The sequence below is a fragment of the Polaromonas sp. genome (assembly GCF_049790275.1).
Taxonomy (GTDB): Bacteria; Pseudomonadota; Gammaproteobacteria; order Burkholderiales; family Burkholderiaceae_C; genus Polaromonas.
The window spans coordinates 1-17,032 of the sequence record NZ_JBAQYR010000130.1 but is presented as its reverse complement, the minus strand read 5'-3'; the positions used below and the strand labels follow the sequence as shown (position 1 = coordinate 17,032).

General features: G+C 61.8%; 13 protein-coding genes. 7 read left to right on the top strand and 6 right to left on the bottom strand.

Annotated elements, in window-relative coordinates:
- Window positions 1-3: 3 nt before the first annotated feature.
- Together nadA and WA904_RS17800 are read left to right on the top strand one after the other, a co-directional pair.
- Entirely contained in the window at window positions 4-1,125 is a 1,122-nt protein-coding gene (gene nadA / locus WA904_RS17805) for a quinolinate synthase NadA (protein ID WP_425198460.1), read from the top strand.
- Window positions 1,125-2,903 (top strand): chorismate-binding protein, encoded by a 1,779-nt coding sequence (locus WA904_RS17800; protein WP_425198459.1) that lies wholly within the window; start codon window positions 1,125-1,127, stop codon window positions 2,901-2,903. The genes nadA and WA904_RS17800 overlap by 1 nt, the downstream gene beginning before the upstream one ends.
- A 10-nt stretch (window positions 2,904-2,913) precedes the next feature.
- Here the strand turns inward: WA904_RS17800 and nadB are convergent, their stop codons facing one another.
- The 6 genes from nadB to WA904_RS17770 form a co-directional block, all read right to left on the bottom strand.
- Window positions 2,914-4,647, bottom strand: coding sequence for an L-aspartate oxidase (nadB, locus tag WA904_RS17795; protein WP_425198458.1), 1,734 nt, complete (start codon window positions 4,645-4,647; stop codon window positions 2,914-2,916).
- A gap of 138 nt (window positions 4,648-4,785) precedes the next feature.
- Entirely contained in the window at window positions 4,786-5,586 is an 801-nt protein-coding gene (locus WA904_RS17790; RefSeq protein WP_425198457.1) for a hypothetical protein, read from the bottom strand.
- Between the two features lie 22 nt (window positions 5,587-5,608).
- Complete coding sequence (locus WA904_RS17785) at window positions 5,609-7,822, bottom strand: filamentous hemagglutinin N-terminal domain-containing protein (protein WP_425198456.1); 2,214 nt, start codon at window positions 7,820-7,822, stop codon at window positions 5,609-5,611.
- 47 nt (window positions 7,823-7,869) lie between these two features.
- Window positions 7,870-9,573 (bottom strand): ShlB/FhaC/HecB family hemolysin secretion/activation protein, encoded by a 1,704-nt coding sequence (locus WA904_RS17780; RefSeq protein ID WP_425198455.1) that lies wholly within the window; start codon window positions 9,571-9,573, stop codon window positions 7,870-7,872.
- A gap of 192 nt (window positions 9,574-9,765) precedes the next feature.
- Window positions 9,766-10,638 (bottom strand): segregation and condensation protein A, encoded by an 873-nt coding sequence (locus WA904_RS17775; RefSeq protein WP_425198454.1) that lies wholly within the window; start codon window positions 10,636-10,638, stop codon window positions 9,766-9,768.
- Window positions 10,639-10,728: 90 nt separating this feature from the next.
- Window positions 10,729-10,950 (bottom strand): DUF3460 family protein, encoded by a 222-nt coding sequence (locus WA904_RS17770; protein ID WP_425198453.1) that lies wholly within the window; start codon window positions 10,948-10,950, stop codon window positions 10,729-10,731.
- A 126-nt stretch (window positions 10,951-11,076) separates the two neighbouring features.
- Here WA904_RS17770 and bamE point away from each other — a divergent pair, with 126 nt between their 5' ends.
- The 5 genes from bamE (at window position 11,077) to WA904_RS17745 (ending at window position 16,940) form a co-directional block, all read left to right on the top strand.
- Window positions 11,077-11,598 (top strand): outer membrane protein assembly factor BamE domain-containing protein, encoded by a 522-nt coding sequence (bamE, locus tag WA904_RS17765; protein ID WP_425198452.1) that lies wholly within the window; start codon window positions 11,077-11,079, stop codon window positions 11,596-11,598.
- Between the two features lie 171 nt (window positions 11,599-11,769).
- On the top strand, window positions 11,770-13,794 hold the full coding sequence (gene hyfB / locus WA904_RS17760) for a hydrogenase 4 subunit B (protein WP_425198451.1): 2,025 nt from the start codon (window positions 11,770-11,772) through the stop codon (window positions 13,792-13,794).
- A gap of 82 nt (window positions 13,795-13,876) precedes the next feature.
- Window positions 13,877-14,827, top strand: a complete 951-nt coding sequence (locus WA904_RS17755; RefSeq protein ID WP_425198450.1) for a respiratory chain complex I subunit 1 family protein — start codon at window positions 13,877-13,879, stop codon at window positions 14,825-14,827.
- Window positions 14,824-15,483, top strand: coding sequence for a formate hydrogenlyase (locus WA904_RS17750; protein ID WP_077593920.1), 660 nt, complete (start codon window positions 14,824-14,826; stop codon window positions 15,481-15,483). The genes WA904_RS17755 and WA904_RS17750 overlap by 4 nt, the downstream gene beginning before the upstream one ends.
- 2 nt (window positions 15,484-15,485) lie before the next feature.
- Window positions 15,486-16,940 (top strand): hydrogenase 4 subunit F, encoded by a 1,455-nt coding sequence (locus tag WA904_RS17745; RefSeq protein WP_425198449.1) that lies wholly within the window; start codon window positions 15,486-15,488, stop codon window positions 16,938-16,940.
- Window positions 16,941-17,032 lie beyond the last annotated feature (92 nt).

Sequence of the window (17,032 nt, the reverse complement as noted above, 5' to 3'; positions counted from 1 at the left end):
GCCATGAGTGACGTCGCAAGCACCGCTGTCCGGCCCCTGGTACGCATCGACTACGAGCAGCCCTCCTGTCCGACGCGCCATGCCTGGGCACGCGTTCCGGTAGAGCCGGCGCCGGACGAGCGCGCCGCGCTCAAGGACCGGATCCGTCGCCTGCTGAAGGAGCGCCATGCCGTCATGGTGTCGCACTACTACGTGCACCCGGACCTGCAGGACCTGGCCGAGGAAACCGGCGGGCTGGTCAGTGATTCGCTGGAGATGGCGCGTTTCGGGCGCGACCACGCGGCGACCACACTGGTGGTGTCGGGTGTGCGTTTCATGGGCGAGACCGCGAAAATCCTCTCACCCGAAAAACGCGTGCTGATGCCGGACCTCGACGCGACCTGTTCGCTCGACCTCGGTTGCCCGGTGGACGAATTCAGCGCCTTCTGCGATGCCCACCCGGACCGCACGGTGGTGGTCTATGCCAACACCAGTGCTGCGGTGAAAGCACGTGCCGACTGGCTGGTGACTTCCAGTTGTGCGCTGGACATCGTCAGGGCATTGAAGGAACAAGGCCAAAAAATTCTGTGGGCGCCCGACAAACACCTGGGCAACTATATCCAGCGTGAAACCGGCGCCGACATGTTGATGTGGAACGGCAGCTGCATCGTGCATGACGAGTTCAAGGCCTTTGAACTTGAGGCGCTGAAGAAAGAACACCCGAAAGCCAAGGTGCTGGTGCATCCCGAGTCGCCCGCGGACGTGATCGCGCTGGCCGACGCGGTGGGTTCGACCTCGGGCATCCTCAAGGCGGCCAGCGAGATGGATGCCCGGGAGTTCATCGTCGCCACCGACAACGGCATGATGCACAAGCTGCGCACGCTGAACCCCGGCAAGGTGTTTATCGAAGCGCCGACGGCCGGCGACAGCGCCACCTGCAAAAGCTGCGCGCACTGCCCCTGGATGGCGATGAACGGGCTGGTTGGCCTGGCGCAGGTGTTGCAAACATTGAGCCCGGAAGTGCATGTGGATCCTGCCCTCGGCGTGCGGGCCCGCTTGCCGATAGACCGCATGCTGGCGTTCACCGCGGCGCAGCGCGCGGGTCAGCCGGTGGCCGGGCTGGTGCCGCGCATCGGCGCGGCCTGATGCCGGCAGGCTCGGCACGCATCGATTTTTCCGACCCCTACCTGCCGGACGGGCCACGTCTGCGCCGCGTGTTTGGCCGTCCTTGCCAAACGCTGGCAGCGCACGAAGCTGCGCAGGTGCGGCCGTTGCTCGATGCCGTGCAGGCCGCAGCCGCAAAAGGTTTCTGGTGCGTGGGCTACCTGCGCTACGAAGCCGCATCGGCCTTTGACACGGCGCTGGCCGTGCATGCGGCGCAAGGTCCGCTGGCCTGGTTTGCGGTTTATGACGAGGCACTGCCCTGGCCGGTGGACAACGAAGATGACATTTGCCCCGTGCAGGTGCAATGGCAGGCCGCCTGTTCGCGTGCAGCGTTTGACACCGCGCTGGACAACATTCACCAAGCCATCGCCGCCGGTGCGCTGTACCAGGTGAATTTCACCGCGCCCCTGCACGGCGTTTTACGCGGCGAGCCGGAAGGCGACGCGGCGCTGGCCCTGTTTGCCGCGCTGCAACGCGCTCAGCCGGGGGGCTACGCGGCCTTTCTCGACACCGGTGATGAGCAACTGCTTTCGGTGTCACCCGAGCTTTTTTTCGATTGGCATGCCGGCTGCATCCTGACGCGGCCCATGAAAGGCACGGCGCCGCGTGGTGCCACGCCCGCTGAAGATGCGGCATTGGTGCAGGCCCTGCGATCTTCACCCAAGGAGCGCGCCGAAAACGTGATGATCGTGGACCTGCTGCGCAACGACCTGTCGCGCATCGCCGAACCGTTCAGCGTGCAGGTGCCACGCCTGTTCCATACCGAGGCCCTGCCCGCCGTGTGGCAGATGAGCTCGGACGTGCAGGCGCGCACACGTGTCGGCTGTTCATTGGCCGACGTGTTTGCGGCGCTGTTCCCCTGCGGCTCGGTCACCGGGGCACCCAAGGTCAGCGCCATGCAAAAGATTCAAGAGCTGGAGCCAGAGCCGCGCGGTGTTTACTGCGGTGCTTTTGGCGTGGTGTATCCGGGTGAGAACGGAATACGCGCCACCTTCAACGTGCCGATTCGCACCGTGACGCTGCGGGGCAGCGCGGCAACCTGCGGGATTGGCAGCGGCATCACTTCCGGTGCGCTGGCCGGGGCAGAATGGCAGGAGTGGCGCCACAAGCGCGCCTTCGTGGAGCGCGCGAGCATGTCGTTTGAATTACTGGAAACCCTGGCTCTGGAGGACGGCCATCTGCGCGACGCGCCGGCGCATCTGGCGCGCATGGCAGCAGCTGCAGCCCATTTCGCCTATCCCTGGTCGCAGCAGCAGGTGCAGCAGTGCCTGCAGCAACTGGTGCAAACCCACGCGAAGGGCATCTGGCGTGTGCGATTGCTGCTGGACGCACGGGGGCAAACACGGGCCGAGGCGTTTGTATTGCCGCCATCGCCGCAGCGCGTTCGTCTGCAACTGGCTGGCCGCGCCCTGGACGACGCGCGCAGCGAGTTCGTGCGCTTCAAGACCACGCGGCGTGCCCATTACGACGCCTTCACGCCAGCGGAAGAGGGCGTCTTTGATACCTTGCTGTGGAACGCGGAAGGGGAAGTCACCGAATGCACGCGCGGCAATATTGCGTTATTGATGGACGGCTGCTGGTTGACCCCGCCGTTGCATTGCGGCCTGCTGGGCGGCATAGGCCGAGCCCAGGCACTGCAAGCCGGCCGGCTCAGCGAAGGCGTGGTGCGCCTGGAAGACCTGCCACGGGTGCAAGCCATGGCTTTTGTGAACAGTCTGCGCGGCTGGCTGGACGCAGACCTGGACCCGCACCGCGGGTGACAGTGCTTCCTTAGGTTTTGGACGGCACCAGCACGGTCGGCACCGCCACCGCGTCGGTCTGCGGGTAGTCACGGCTGAAGTGCAGGCCGCGGCTTTCGTGGCGTGACTGCGCTGAACGTACGATCAGCTCGGCCACCTGCACCAGGTTGCGCAACTCCAGCAGATCCCGCGTGACGCGGAAGTTGGCGTAAAACTCGTCGATCTCCGACTGCAGCAGTGCGATGCGGTGCGCGGCGCGCTCCAGCCGCTTGTTGGTACGGACTATGCCCACGTAATTCCACATCAGCCGGCGCAGCTCGTCCCAGTTGTGAGCAATCACCACCTGCTCGTCGGCATCGGTCACCTGGCTCTCGTCCCAGGCCGGAAGCGAATCTTGTGAATCATTCTGGCCACTAGCCCTTGTATTACGGGTGCGAGCAGCTTCCAATTTGATAACATCTGCAACTTCCTGCGCAAACACCACACACTCCACCAGCGAGTTGCTGGCCAGCCGGTTGGCGCCGTGCAGGCCGGTGCAGGCGGTTTCACCGGCGGCATAAAGATTGGCGATGTCGGTGCGTCCGGCCAGGTCGGTCAGCACGCCGCCACAGGTGTAATGGGCGGCCGGCACCACGGGAATCGGCTGGCGCGCGATGTCGATGCCTAGCGACAGGCAGCGTGCGTGAATGGTCGGAAAGTGTTCGCGTACAAAGGCCTCGCCCTTGTGGGAGATGTCCAGGTAGACGCAGTCCACGCCGTGTTTTTTCATCTCGAAGTCAATCGCTCGGGCCACCACATCGCGGGGGGCCAGCTCGGCGCGTTCATCATGCGCCGGCATGAAACGCGCACCACCCGCCGACTCCGGCAGGCGCAAGATGCCGCCTTCGCCGCGCACCGCTTCGCTGATCAAAAAGGATTTGGCTTCCGGGTGGTACAGGCAGGTCGGGTGGAACTGGATGAACTCCATGTTGCCGATGCGGCAACCGGCGCGCCAGGAGGCTGCGATGCCGTCGCCAGTGGCGGTGTCGGGGTTGCTGGTGTAGAGATAGACCTTGCCGGCGCCGCCGGTGGCCAGCAGGGTGTGGCGCGCGGCAAAGGTGCGGACGATGCCGCTTCCCGTGCCGGCCGTGCCGTCGTCGCGGCTGTCCAGCGCATACAGGCCGACGCAGCGCGGCCGGCCGGTGGTACTGTCGTTCTGGATGATCAGGTCGACCAGCGTGGTCTGTTCAAACACGTCGATCGCCGGATGGGCGCGTACTGCGGCAATCAGGCTTTCCTGCACGACGGCGCCTGTAGCGTCGGTCGCGTGCACGATACGCCTGTGGCTGTGCCCGCCTTCGCGCGTGAGGTGCAGCGCCGCTGCGGCACCGGGCTCCTGCGTGAAAGCCACGCCCTGGGCCTGCAGCCAGGCAATCGCTGCCGGCGCGCTTTCGACCACCTGCGCGGTGGCCGCGGCATCGGACAGCCAGGCGCCGGCCACCTGCGTATCGGCGATGTGGGCCGCAAAGCTGTCGCCTTCCTCGCCTTGCGCCAGCACGGCCGCGATCCCGCCCTGGGCCCATCCGCTGGCGCCATCGGCCAGATTGCCTTTGGTCAGCACGGCGACGCGAAGCGGGGTGGCGTCCGCAGCGCCGCCTTCGACCAGCTTGAGCGCGGTGCTGAGCCCGGCGAGGCCGCTGCCGACGATGACCACATCAAAGGCGTTCTGCAAGGAGGCGTTGGCCTTGCCGGGTTGCTTGTGGCCTGAGGCGTGAGGGGCGGTCATTGGGGCGGTATGAGCTTGTTGGATCAGGCATGGCGCGAGCTGGCTGGTTTCACGCAGCAAGCCGACGTCCGGATGTCCTGTTGGTCAGCAAACCGCAAATTATCAGCCAGGCGTCAGGTGACGGTTTTTGACACGACCTTATTGAACCGCGTGTTGAATCCGTGAGGCGGCGGCGGGTGTCGGTGTATGTGTGGCGGGAGCCAGTGCTTGCGCTGCTTCATCAACGTCATAGGATCCGAAAACTTCGCGTGCCGTCCGGCTCTCTGGGAGGATGTACACGATGCCGTTGGTACCGGTGAAAACCGGGCTGACCATCCTGTCGAAAAAACTGACGGGAACGTTGATGCAGCCAAAGGAAATCCGGTTGTCGGCAGAAGTTGCGCTGTTCAGGCGCTGGGCGCGCTGTTCGCCTGGCGTTCCCTTTACCACCCGGTGCAGGGAAAGGGAAGTGGCGTAGTCAATCCAGAGTACTTCAATGCCGTGAAGGTTCCGGTCTAGCGAGGCGACAAAACGGCCTGCTGGTGTGGTGCGTTCGTGTGCCTGGATGGTGGAGAGTTTGCGTTCGCCAATGCCGGGTGTGGAGTCGTCGCCGCGTGCCAGGCCAAGCAATGCCGACGCTGCACCCTTGAGCCGACCATCGGTTTCAAAGACCAGTACTTGCGCGTTGACCTTGTCGACAATCAGGAAGGGCATGCCCTGGTTGTCTGCCGAATGGACAATCCAACCGGCGAGACCGGAGACTTCCTTCGATACCTGTTGCTGACCGAAGCTGGCGCGTTTGTGCGCGGCGGGTGCAGGGGACGAGGCTTCGCCTGCGGCCGGGGCACCCTGGAGGGCCGACAGGGTCAGCAGCGCGGCCAGGCACATTCCACGTGCGGTCATTGTTCTGGCAGCTTCGGCCAGGGACGCGCCGTGTCTTGCGAGGAACGGAAATGTCATGTGGTGCGCCTGAATCTGGGTCCTAGTTGCGGTCCTGCTTGGGGGCGTAACGCCGTGCGACATAAGGTTGCGGTGGAATGAGCGGCATGGCCTTGGGTGCCACCTCTTCCTCTTCCTTGAGCGCCAGGAAAATATCGCTGTTGTTTGCAAGGGGAGCCGGCATCAGGTTCAACGGGAATTCACCGGCCATGGCCAGCACGGTCATGCCCACGAAGGGAGTGGTGGCTGCAAGAGCCCCAGGATTTATAAGCCCCGCGGGACTGATGGTCCCGGTGGTCTTGCTGACAATTGGCCCGCAGCAGGAAGTTGCCAACGCGAACTGACTGGCATTGGGTCCCGTCAGGCTGTAACCGGCAAAGGTGATGGTCTTGCCCGTTCCCGGGTCGGCCGTGCTGAACACGGCGGTGCTGCCGGGGTTTGCGACCAGACTCACACCGGCCGGGTTGCCTTTTAGAGAAGTCAGAACTGCCGCGGTGGTTCCGTCGAAGTTTTTGGTAACTTCCGGGAACACCAGCATGCGCTGGGTCAATGCAGCCCCTGCGGTCAACGTGAATTGGCTCAAATAGTCCGTTGGCGCCGTGTAGGAGACCGGGTTATAGGTGACGGTGACCGGTGCGTTGGTGATCGCCCAGGCAGGAGCGAGCGGGGCGAATATCACGGTACCGCCGGCCACGCCGGGACCCGTGCCATCCGTGTCCGCACTGATGGTCAGACCGCGCGGCAGGCCAAGGCTGCGTGTCGCGTCGAGGTTGCCGTTGGTCAGCGTGAGTGCGCCTGCAAGGTTCACATCATTGGCGGCGCACATCATGATGTTGCCATTGGTCGCCGTCATCGCACCGACCTTGTTGATATTGCGCCCGGCGGCCAGCAGGATGCTTCCCCGGGTTGTCGTGATGGCCGCATTCATGTTGATATCGCGTCCGCAACACACCACCAGGTTTCCATCAACGGCCGTTATCGCGGCATTGATGTTGACGTCCCGATCAGCGTTGAGGGTCAACGTGGTCGGGGCCCCAGCGGCGGTCCAGCTGACTGCTTCGTTCACAAAAATATCCCCATTGCCGGGCCCGGGTGCGGTAGCGATGGTGACGTTGTTGTTGACCAGGTCGAGTCCAAGCTGGACGCCCGAGATATTGCCGGCCGGGCCAATGATGAAGTCTTGCGGATCAATGAGCCAGGTGCCGGTCAAGCCGAGGGGCGCGGCTGTGGTGCGCACCCCATCCCGGATGTGCACGTTGGCCGCTGAGGTTTCGATGAAGCCGCCGTTGCCGCCGGCAGGCGCGCTGGCGTCCAGCGTGCCGCCGACGCTCATCGTACCTGTCTGCATGTCGCCGAGCAGGTAGATTGCGCCGTTGCGGCTGCCGATGGTCCGTGCCTGGATCACGCCGGTATTGTTCACCGCCGTGTGCAGCAGGTTGCCTGCCGCCTGGGCAGTGAGTACGACGCGTCCACCGTCGGCTTGAATGGTGCCGCTGTTTTCGACCAAAGCATTTATCGCACCTTGGGTGATCGATACATGGAGCAAGCCATCGCCTGCCAGGTCCAGCGTGGCGGCTTGTCCACCGACCAGCGCGACGCTGCCCAGCCGGGCCGAGATGACACCCTCGTTACGCACATACCGGCCCATCAAGGCAACATAGCCGCCGTCGGCTGCGGTAATGGTGCCCTGGTTGATGACCGTGCCGCTTCCCGCATCCGTAAAGACGTATTGGTTGGCCATGAGCTTGTCATCGGCAATGTTCATGGTGGTCGCAACCAGCCCGCCGACGTTGACCTGCGCGCCGCTGCCAAACAGGATGCCGTTGGGATTGACGAGGAAAACCTTGCCGTTGGACGACAGATTACCCAGAATGTGAGAGGCATCGGCGCCCAGGACGCGGTTCAATGCCACGGAGGTGCTGCCCGGCTGGAGAAACTGGACAGTTTGGTTGGTTCCGACGCCGAAGCTTTGCCAGTTGATCACGGCATTGGCTGTTGACTGCGTAATGGTCGTGGTAGATGTGTTGCTGGTGATGGTGGCGCCGCCAGCGGCAACCACGCCACCGGCCGGCAGGGCATAGACGTTGACTCCCAGGCACAGCATCAGGGAAGTGGCGAGTGTTTTGACAGCGAAGCCGGTTCGACCGGTGCCCGTACTCGCACAAGAATTCTTTTTGCCGGCCCCTCGCGCATGCTCGGACGCCGCCACGAAGGCGCCGGAGCTGTCGTTCCAGACGGAGTTGTAGATACAGTTCATGAGATATCCTTAAATGCTTGTCAATCTGTGCAGAGGGCCCGTCGCCATCAGAAATATTTGATGACCTGAATCCAGAACTGCCCCGACTTGTCCGGTGCAGCCGTTGCGATCTCGTTTCCGATTTTTCTTGCGTAATACGTGCGCAGCGCGAAATTGCCGGGATCTGTCCAGGTGAGACCCACGCCGGCACCGCTCAGGTTTCTTTGATTTGTCCCTGCAGCCCAGGGTTTTTTGTTGATCGTGACGCTTCCGCCATCGACGAAGCCGACAAGATGCACCTGGCCTGGGACGCGAGCTGAAAGGCCGGCCAGCAAAAGCCGAGCTTCCAGGTTCACAAAATAGCCCTCATCGCCAAAGCCTTCACCCTGCGGGTAGGCGCGCACGCCGTCCATGCCGCCCAGAACCATCTTTTCCGAGGAGTCCAGATTTTTGGATGCAAACTGACCGTTCAGGCCGGCGTACAACGAGAGGGTGTTGGTCACATGTTGCAGACGTGACACGTTGAAAGCGAGCTTCTGGTACGACCCGTTGGTTCGTGCGCTGGCCGCATCCGCAGCCAGTGCCGCCGGCGTTTGAATGTCGAGCTTGCCGGCCGACAAAGCCAGCGAGAAAGCGTTCGCACCGCCGCCGCCCAGACGATCCAGGTGGTTGCCATAGAGGCTCACGGTCGGTACGTCGGCCTTTTTATCGATGACGGACCCAAACAGGTCAATCCTGTCCTGAAAGACCCGATGGTCGTAGTTCAATCCGGCGTAAAGGTTGGTGTTGCGCGATCGGATCAGCGCATAGTTGCCGTAGACGCTAAAGATTTCGGCCGTGCCATTGGCCCGTAGAACCTCGAACTCCTTGCCCAACTGGTAGTTGAGCTTGCTGTAGGCGACCCCGACCGTGGCTCGGCCAAATGGGATCTGGTACGACGCGCGGCCGTAGTTGAGCCCCGAGCCGGAGGTCACTGCGCGCAGGCTGGCAACATCGCCCAACCCCAGCGGATTGTTGAGGTTCACCGTGGTGCCGAGCCGGTACTCACCCGTGTAATAGTTGCCGGCGTTGTCGGCATCGATGCTGCCGGAGATTCGCTTTCCTGGCGTGACGTCAACCATCAGATCCGAAGTGCCCGGTGTGTCGCCCGGTACCAGCGTCGACTTGACATTGACGCCCGGCGTGTCCGACAGCAGCAGGAGGCGGTTTTCCAGCGGTTCGGTGGTGATGGGGTCGCCGCTGTTCAAGCCGTCCAGAAGGCGGTTGGCCTGCGCGTCGGAAAGTGTGCTCTGGTTGCGAAGGACGACTTTGCCGTATTGGCCTTCGCTCACTGCGATGGTGACGGCGTTGTCCTTGATGTTTTGTGCGGGAAGGTAGGCCCGTGCCACAAAATAGCCGTTTTTTCGGTAGTGGTCGGTGATTCGGGCGGCCATGGCCTGCAGTTCAGCCAGGGACAGCTCGGTGCCCGGCGCAAAACCGGTGAGGGCGATCAGTTCCGCTTCGGAATAAACGCGAGCTCCCGTCACCTGCAGACTCTTGACGAGGATTTTTACCGCGCCAACGCCCGGGGTGACCGGTGCAGTGCCTTCCTGAATACTTATTTCCGGCGCAGCTTTTTGCGGAGCGGGCGTGGGGGGAAGCTGCCGTATCTGGCTGCCAGCATCCGGGCGCTGCTGTGCGAGAAGGCCTTGACTCAGAGCCAGTATCGCCAGGAGAAGCAAGGTGTTTTTCAGGGCCCGGGGCGCGGGGGCGCATCCTTGCTCGGTTTTCATGATGGGTTCCTAAGTGGTGAACCCATCCTCTATGTAAGCTTTGTCAGGAAAAGTAGGACGCAGCGCTGACAAGCAGCAAGTTAACTGCTAAAAGCAACAAATCTGAAATTGTTGCCATGGAGATGTGCAGTCCGGACACGGCCGTCAATGCCGTTCCGGGCTTCCGGATCGGGCGAACGGTAGCCGGACCGCTCAGGCCGGCGTGTAGGCCAGGCGCACGTAAATCGGCGCGTAGGCCTCGGCCTGGGTCACGTCGATCAGGCCTTCCTTGGAGAGTTCGAGCAGGGCGATGAAGGTGACCACCAGCACCGGCATGCCACGGGCCGGGTCGAAGAGGTTTTCGAACTCGACAAACTTTTGGCCCTGCAGCTTGCGGATCACGATGCTCATGTGTTCGCGCACCGAGAGTTCTTCCCGGGAAATCACATGGTGCTGGACCAGCTTGGCGCGTTTGACGATGTCGCGCCAGGCCTCCTGCAGGTCGACCACGCTGACATCCGGGAAACGCGGCTGCAGCGCCTGCTCCACATACACCTGGGCACGCAGGAAGTCGCGGCCGAACTGCGGGATTTCATTGAGCTTGTGCGCGGCCAGCTTGATCTGCTCGTATTCCAGAAGCCGGCGCACCAGTTCGGCGCGCGGGTCTTCCGGTTCCTGGCCGTCAGCCACCTTTTTGGGCGGCAGCAGCATGCGCGACTTGATCTCGATCAGCATGGCCGCCATCAGGAGATATTCAGCCGCCAGCTCCAGGTTGGTGCTGCGGATCTCATCGACATACACCAGGTACTGGCGTGTCACGGCCGCCATGGGGATGTCGAGGATGTTGAAGTTCTGCTTGCGGATCAGGTAGAGCAGCAAGTCCAGCGGACCTTCGAAGGCCTCCAGGAAGACCTGCAGCGCGTCCGGCGGGATGTACAGGTCCTGCGGCATCGCAAACAGCGGCTCGCCATACAGCCGGGCCAGCGCCACCTGGTCGATCACCCCGGGCATGCCATCCAGCGCCAGGGCCTCGGAAGGCTGGCCCGGCTCGGAGGGCGAAGGGGGCAGTTCGGTGATCGTGGACATAGGCGGAGAGGTCAGGGCTGTGCGGTGCTACTGAAAATATAGCTATTGGTGCACACCCGGTAAGGGCCGGAGGTCTTTTTTGCCCTCAATTCAGGGCTTGCTGTTCGGGTGGCCGCTGGTGCCGTAGACATAGGGCTGCTGCGGTACGCGGGCATCCTGGTAGTCGGCCTGCTCGGAGCGGTCCAGCTTCTTGTCCCACCAGATCGCGCGTCCTGCGCGCTGCTCGGCCTCCAGCGTGGGCTTTTTCGCCTTGAGTTCGTCAATGAACCGGGTTGCTTCCGAGCTGTAGTGGGGTCGGGCGAAGATGGACATGGAATTAAACTGCCTGAAACGTTGAATTGACTGATTTTACCGGGGACCACCATGCGCCTGCCTTTTTTCGTTTTCCGGGCGAGCCGCACAGCGGCGGGCCGGGCGCACACAAGGACTCTTGCTCTCATGGGATTGCTGTCGGTATTGCTGGGGATGGTGGGTTGCGACCCGCAGCGCATCGCCGAACTCGAGGAAGGTGTGGCCACCGAAGCCGATGTGCGCGCCCGTTTTGGCGAGCCCGAGAAAATCTGGAGCGCCGCCGATCTGGCGGGCAACCCATTTCCCGGTGCCGCCGCCCAGCCCGGCGCGCGGACGCTGGAATACAACCGCCAGCCCGAGGGCCAGGTCAACTACATGATCACCATCGGCCCGGACGGCAGGATGAGCGCGCTGCGCCAAGTCCTGACGCCGCAGAATTTCGCGCTGGTCCTGCCCGGCATGCCCATGGAGCAGGTGCGCAAGATGCTGGGCAAACCGATGCGGGTCACGCCGTATGCCCTGCAGCAGGAAACCCACTATGACTGGCGTTACCTGTCGCCTCCGGTCACGCCGAGAATTTTCACCGTGGTGTTTGACCGGGACCTCAGGGTTGTTCGCACGACATCGGTCGATGTGGAAACGGTCAGCCCCTCAGGCGGGAGCCGTTGACCCTGAAGCGCAGGCAGGGCTGACCCCGGCTGAGGGCGGCGGGCTCTCTTTTGCTGTTGCTCGGTCCTGGCGAGCCACGTCCCGGGCTGCCTGCATGTCAGACAGCAAGCGGATGACAGCGAGTACCATCAGTTACATGTGCATTTGAATCTGTTTTTTGACGGACGCTGAATGAACGGTTTCCCCCACCCCGCAGCATGGATCCACCTGGACTGGGTTCTGGTGCTTGTTGTTGTCTGGCTTTTGACGGGTGCGATGGGTGTGTTGGCATTCAGACGTTTCAGGTTGGTGGCGACCGTGCTGTTTCCGCTGAGTAGCTTTTTCTCTCTCTCGCTGCTGGGGATCGCACTGAACGCCGTAGGGAGTGGACCCGAGGTGGCTGTGCTGCCCGTCGGGCTGCCCCAGTTGCCCTTTCATCTGCGCCTGGACAGTTTGTCCGCCTTCTTCCTGATCGTCATTGGGGGCGTATCGGCGGGCGTGTCGGTTTTTGCTGCCGGATATTTTCGCAAGGGAGAGGGAACGCCTCCGGGCTTGATCTGTCTCGAATATCACGTTTTCCTGGCCAGCATTGTCATGGTCGTGATCGCCGATGATGCCTACGCCTTCATGGTGGCTTGGGAGACCATGGCTTTTTCGTCATTTTTTCTTGTCATGGCGAATCACCGCGTTCCCGAAATTCGCAACGCAGGCTACCTCTACATACTGCTGGCGCATATTGGTGCTTTGGGAATTTTGCTGTGTTTTGGTGTGTTGCAGGCCAACACGGGCGACTACACCTTCGCCAATATGCGAGCCCAGCACTTGTCGCCATTCTGGGGATCCGTCGCCTTTGTTCTTGCGGTATTCGGCTTTGGTGCCAAGGCCGGCCTGTTGCCAATGCATGCCTGGTTGCCCGAAGCACATCCCGCCGCACCGTCGCCTTTTTCTGCCTTGATGAGTGGCGTCATGCTGAAGATCGCGCTTTACGGCCTGTTGCGGGTGTCGTTTGATCTGCTGCAGACGCGTATCTGGTGGTGGGGCGTGCTGCTGATGGCGATCGGGTTGGCGACCGCGCTGTTTGGCGTCATCTTCTCCACCGTGCAGGTGGAGATGAAGCGTCTGCTGGCCTATTCCTCGATTGAAAACGTGGGGCTGATGTGCGTCGGTTTTGGTTTGTCCCTGTTGTTTTCGGTCTATGGCATGACCGCGCTGGCTGCTTTGGCCCTGACGGCGGCCTTGTACCACCTGCTAAGCCACGCCTTCTATAAAAGCCTGCTGTTCTGCGGTACGGGTGCCGTGCTGCATGCCACAGGCGAGCGCAGCCTGGGCAAGCTTGGCGGCCTGATTCGCACCATGCCCTGGGTGGCCTGGCCCAGTTTGATTGGCGCACTGGCGTGTGCCGGTCTGCCGCCATTCGGGGGCTTCGTTGCGGAGTGGCTGTTGTTGCAGAGCTTTCTGTTTACCACCGGGCTACCCAGTTCGTTTCTCAACATGCTGGTGCCCGTGGTGGCTGCGCTGATTGCCTTGATCGCCGCGCTTTCCGGCTACACCATGGTCAAGTACTTTGGCGTTATTTTCCTGGGCCAGCCGCGTGAAGAAAAACTCGCCCATGCACATGACCCAGGTAGCTGGGAACGCATGGGCATGCTCTGGCTGGCCCTTGGCTGCGTCGTGCTGGGGCTGTTCCCCAATCAGGTGATCGCGTTGATGGATCCGGTGACGCAACTGCTGGTATCGGCTGGTCTGGGGCGGACTGTTGAGGCCGGCAACTGGTTGCTGGTGCCGGTGAGCATCGAACGAGCCAGCTACGCGCCGGCCATCTTCCTGCTTGGCGTGCTAGCCAGTTTTGCATTGGCTTACCTGTTCGTCCGCAAGTTCTACCATGGCCGGACCCGCCGCGCACCTCCCTGGGACTGCGGCTACCCTTGGCAGACCGCCCGCATGCAGGACACGGCAGAAGGTTTTGGACAACCGATCCGGCAGATCTTCGAACCCATGTTTCGCATGAAACGGGAATTGCCCACGCCGTTCGATGAGCAGCCGCATTATCGTGTAACGGTGGAGGACCCGCTGTGGCACTGGCTCTACCTGCCGGTGGCGGCGCTGGTCGAACGCCTGTCAAAATTGATCGGACTGCTGCAGCAAGGGCGCATCGCGGTCTATCTGATGTACAGCTTCGTGACCCTGATCCTGGTGCTGCTGGTGGTGAAGCTATGAGCGGAGCGCAGAACCGCTTCAAACAAGCGGAAGCCCCCTTGGGGGGCAGCGAGGACATGCAGGGCCGAGTAGGGGGAGGGTCATGAGCCTCCTCGGACTGATATCCCAACTGCTGGCGATTATCGCGGCGCTGGTATTGGCGCCTCTGCTCTCAGGTTGGGTGAACCAGTGGCGCGCCCGGTTGCAGAACAAGTCGGCCCCGGGCTTGCTGCAGCCCTACCGCGTCCTGCACAAGCTGTTCAACAAGGAATCCGTGCTGGCCGAGCACGCTTCGCCATTGTTTTGCATGGTCCCTTATATCGTGTTTGGCTGCATGGTCCTGGCCAGTGCCATCATCCCGACGCTGTCGACGGACCTGCCTTTGTCACCCGCCGCAGACGCCATCGCCTTGGTCGGCTTGTTCGCCTTGGCGCGTGTCTTCATCTCCCTGGCGGCGATGGATGTGGGTACGGCCTTTGGAACGCTCGGTGCCCGCCGCGAAATGCTGGTCGGCTTTCTGGCCGAACCCGCATTGCTGATGGTTCTTTTTTGTGCTTCCATGATTTCCCGTTCAACTTCGCTCACCACCATCGTCGAAACGCTGGCGCATCGCGAGTTGGCAATCTACCCCAGCCTGTTGGTGGCCGGCGTGGCGTTCACCATGGTGTCGCTGGCCGAGAACGCACGGGTGCCGGTGGACAACCCGGAAACGCATCTGGAACTCACCATGATTCATGAGGCCTTGATCCTTGAATATTCGGGGCGCCATCTGGCGCTGCTCGAATGGGCCGCCAGCCTGAAACTGTTTGCCTATTCCTGCATGGGACTGGCGCTGTTCTTCCCATGGGGTGTAGCAGAAGCCGATGCGCCATTTGAGCTGCTTCTGGCGCTGCCGGTTCTCATCATTAAGTTGGCGATCGGCGGCGTTTTGCTGGCGTGCATCGAGACCGTCAGCGCGAAGATGCGCATCTTTCGCGTGCCTGAATTTCTTGCGACTGCCTTTTTGTTGGCGGTGATCGGCCTGCTGGTCAATATCTTGCTGGGAACGTCATGATCAAATTCGTGCCCCAGCTGATCAACCTGTTTGCGACCCTGATCCTGATGCTGTCGTTCGCCATGATCTCCCAGCGGCGCATCGTTTCCCTGATCAATCTCTTCACCCTGCAGGGCGCGGCCCTGGTGGCGGCATCCATCCTGCTCGGCTATGCCACGCACCAGCCGGATCTTTATGTTTCAGCGGGCCTGACTCTGGTGCTTAAAGTCATATTGATTCCCTGGTTGCTGCACCGGGTTATCCGGCGCCTGGATGTGCGCTGGGATGTGGAAACCTTGATCAACATCCCGACCACGATGCTGGTGGGTATCGGGCTGGTGATTTTTTCCTTCAGTCTGGCCTTGCCGATTTCGCGTCTGTCCTCTTCTATGGCCGGCGGTTCACTCGGCATTGCGCTGGCCTGCGTGCTGCTGTCGTTCATGATGATGATCACCCGCTCGAAGGCGGTGCCACAGGTGATCGGTTTTCTGTCGATGGAAAACGGCCTGATTTTTGCGGCCACCACGGTCACCAGCGGCATGCCGATGATTGTGGAGTTTGGCATCGCCCTGGATGTGCTGGTGGGCGTTCTTATTCTGGGTGTGTTCATGTTCCAGATTCGCGAAAAATTCGACAGTCTGGACATCCACAATCTCGAAGCGCTCAAGGAAGACTGACTGTGCCCGTCTTGTTTTTTGTTCTGGGTATTCCACTGCTTGGCAGTGCGGTTCTGGCGTTCACCGGCCATCGCGATTTCGCCCGCAATGTCAATGTCATGTTCAGCCTTGCCACCTTCATCGCCGCCTGCGTGCTGACGGCACAGATCATTGCCAATGGACCGGTCTTTGTCTGGGACCAGCAATTCTTCATTGATCCGCTAAATGTATTTCTGGTCACCCTGACCGCCTTCGTCGGGCTCACCACCGCCATTTTTTCCCGGCCCTACATGCGGGTCGAGCAAGACCACGGCAAGATGACGCCGCCCCGCATGCGCCTCTACCACGGCATGTACCAGTTGTTCAGCTTCACCATGCTGCTGGCATTGACCACCAACAATCTGGGTATCCTTTGGGTGGCGATGGAGGCCGCCACGCTGACCACCGTGTTACTGGTCAGTGTCTATCGCACGGCGGCCAGCCTGGAGGCTGCCTGGAAATACTTCATCCTGTGTGGGGTGGGGATTGCCCAGGCGCTGTTCGGCACGGTGTTGCTGTACATGGCGGCGGAAAAAGTGCTGGGCCCGCACGGCGCCACGCTGCTGTGGACCAGCCTGGATGCGGTCAAGACGCAGCTGGACCCGGCGATCGTCACGCTTGCCTTTGCTTTCCTGTTTATCGGCTACGGCGCCAAGGTCGGCATGGTGCCCCTGCACAGCTGGTTGCCTGACGCCCATGCGGAAGGCCCGACCCCGGTGTCGGCCGTGCTCTCCGGCCTGTTGCTCAATGTCGCCATGTATGCCGTGCTGCGCTGCAAGGTGCTCACCGACGGTGCCCTTCAGCGGCCCCTGGCCGGTCAGCTCATGATGGGGTTTGGCCTGCTGTCGGTGGTGGTGGCTTCTTTTTTTCTGTCACGGCAGAAAGACGTCAAGCGCATGTTTTCCTATTCATCGATAGAGCACATGGGTCTGATCACTTTTGCCTTTGGCATGGGCGGTCCCATTGCCAACTTTGCCGGCTTGTTGCACATGACGGTTCATTCGCTCGTCAAGTCAGCGATCTTTTTTACCGTGGGCCACGCGACCCAAAAAGCCGGAACGCAGGTCATGAGTGAAATTCGTGGCCTCATCAAGGTGAACCCGGCGGTGGGCTGGGGCCTGATGCTGGGGGCCATGGCGATTCTGGGCATGCCGCCGTTCGGTGTCTTCGCCAGCGAGTTTCTGATCCTCACCACCGCGATGCGCGAGCAACCCTGGGCCACGCCATTTCTGTTTTTGGCACTCGGCGTCGCTTTTGCCTCCATGCTCATCCGGGTGCTGCCCATGGTGTTTGGCGAAACCTCGCTCAAGCGGCTGGCCCACCCGCCCGCTTTGCTGCCGGTGTTTATTCACCTGACACTTGCTTTGGTGCTGGGTTTGTACATTCCACCTTACCTCAATACCTGGTACGTGCAGGCGGCGCGTATGTTGGGGGGCTGAACCAATGAAAATTCCAGGCTTGAGTCTTGAGTTGCAGCGCCTGTTGGCGCCGGTGCCGATCTGGCACGCCTGCGTCACGCTCGCCGACTGGC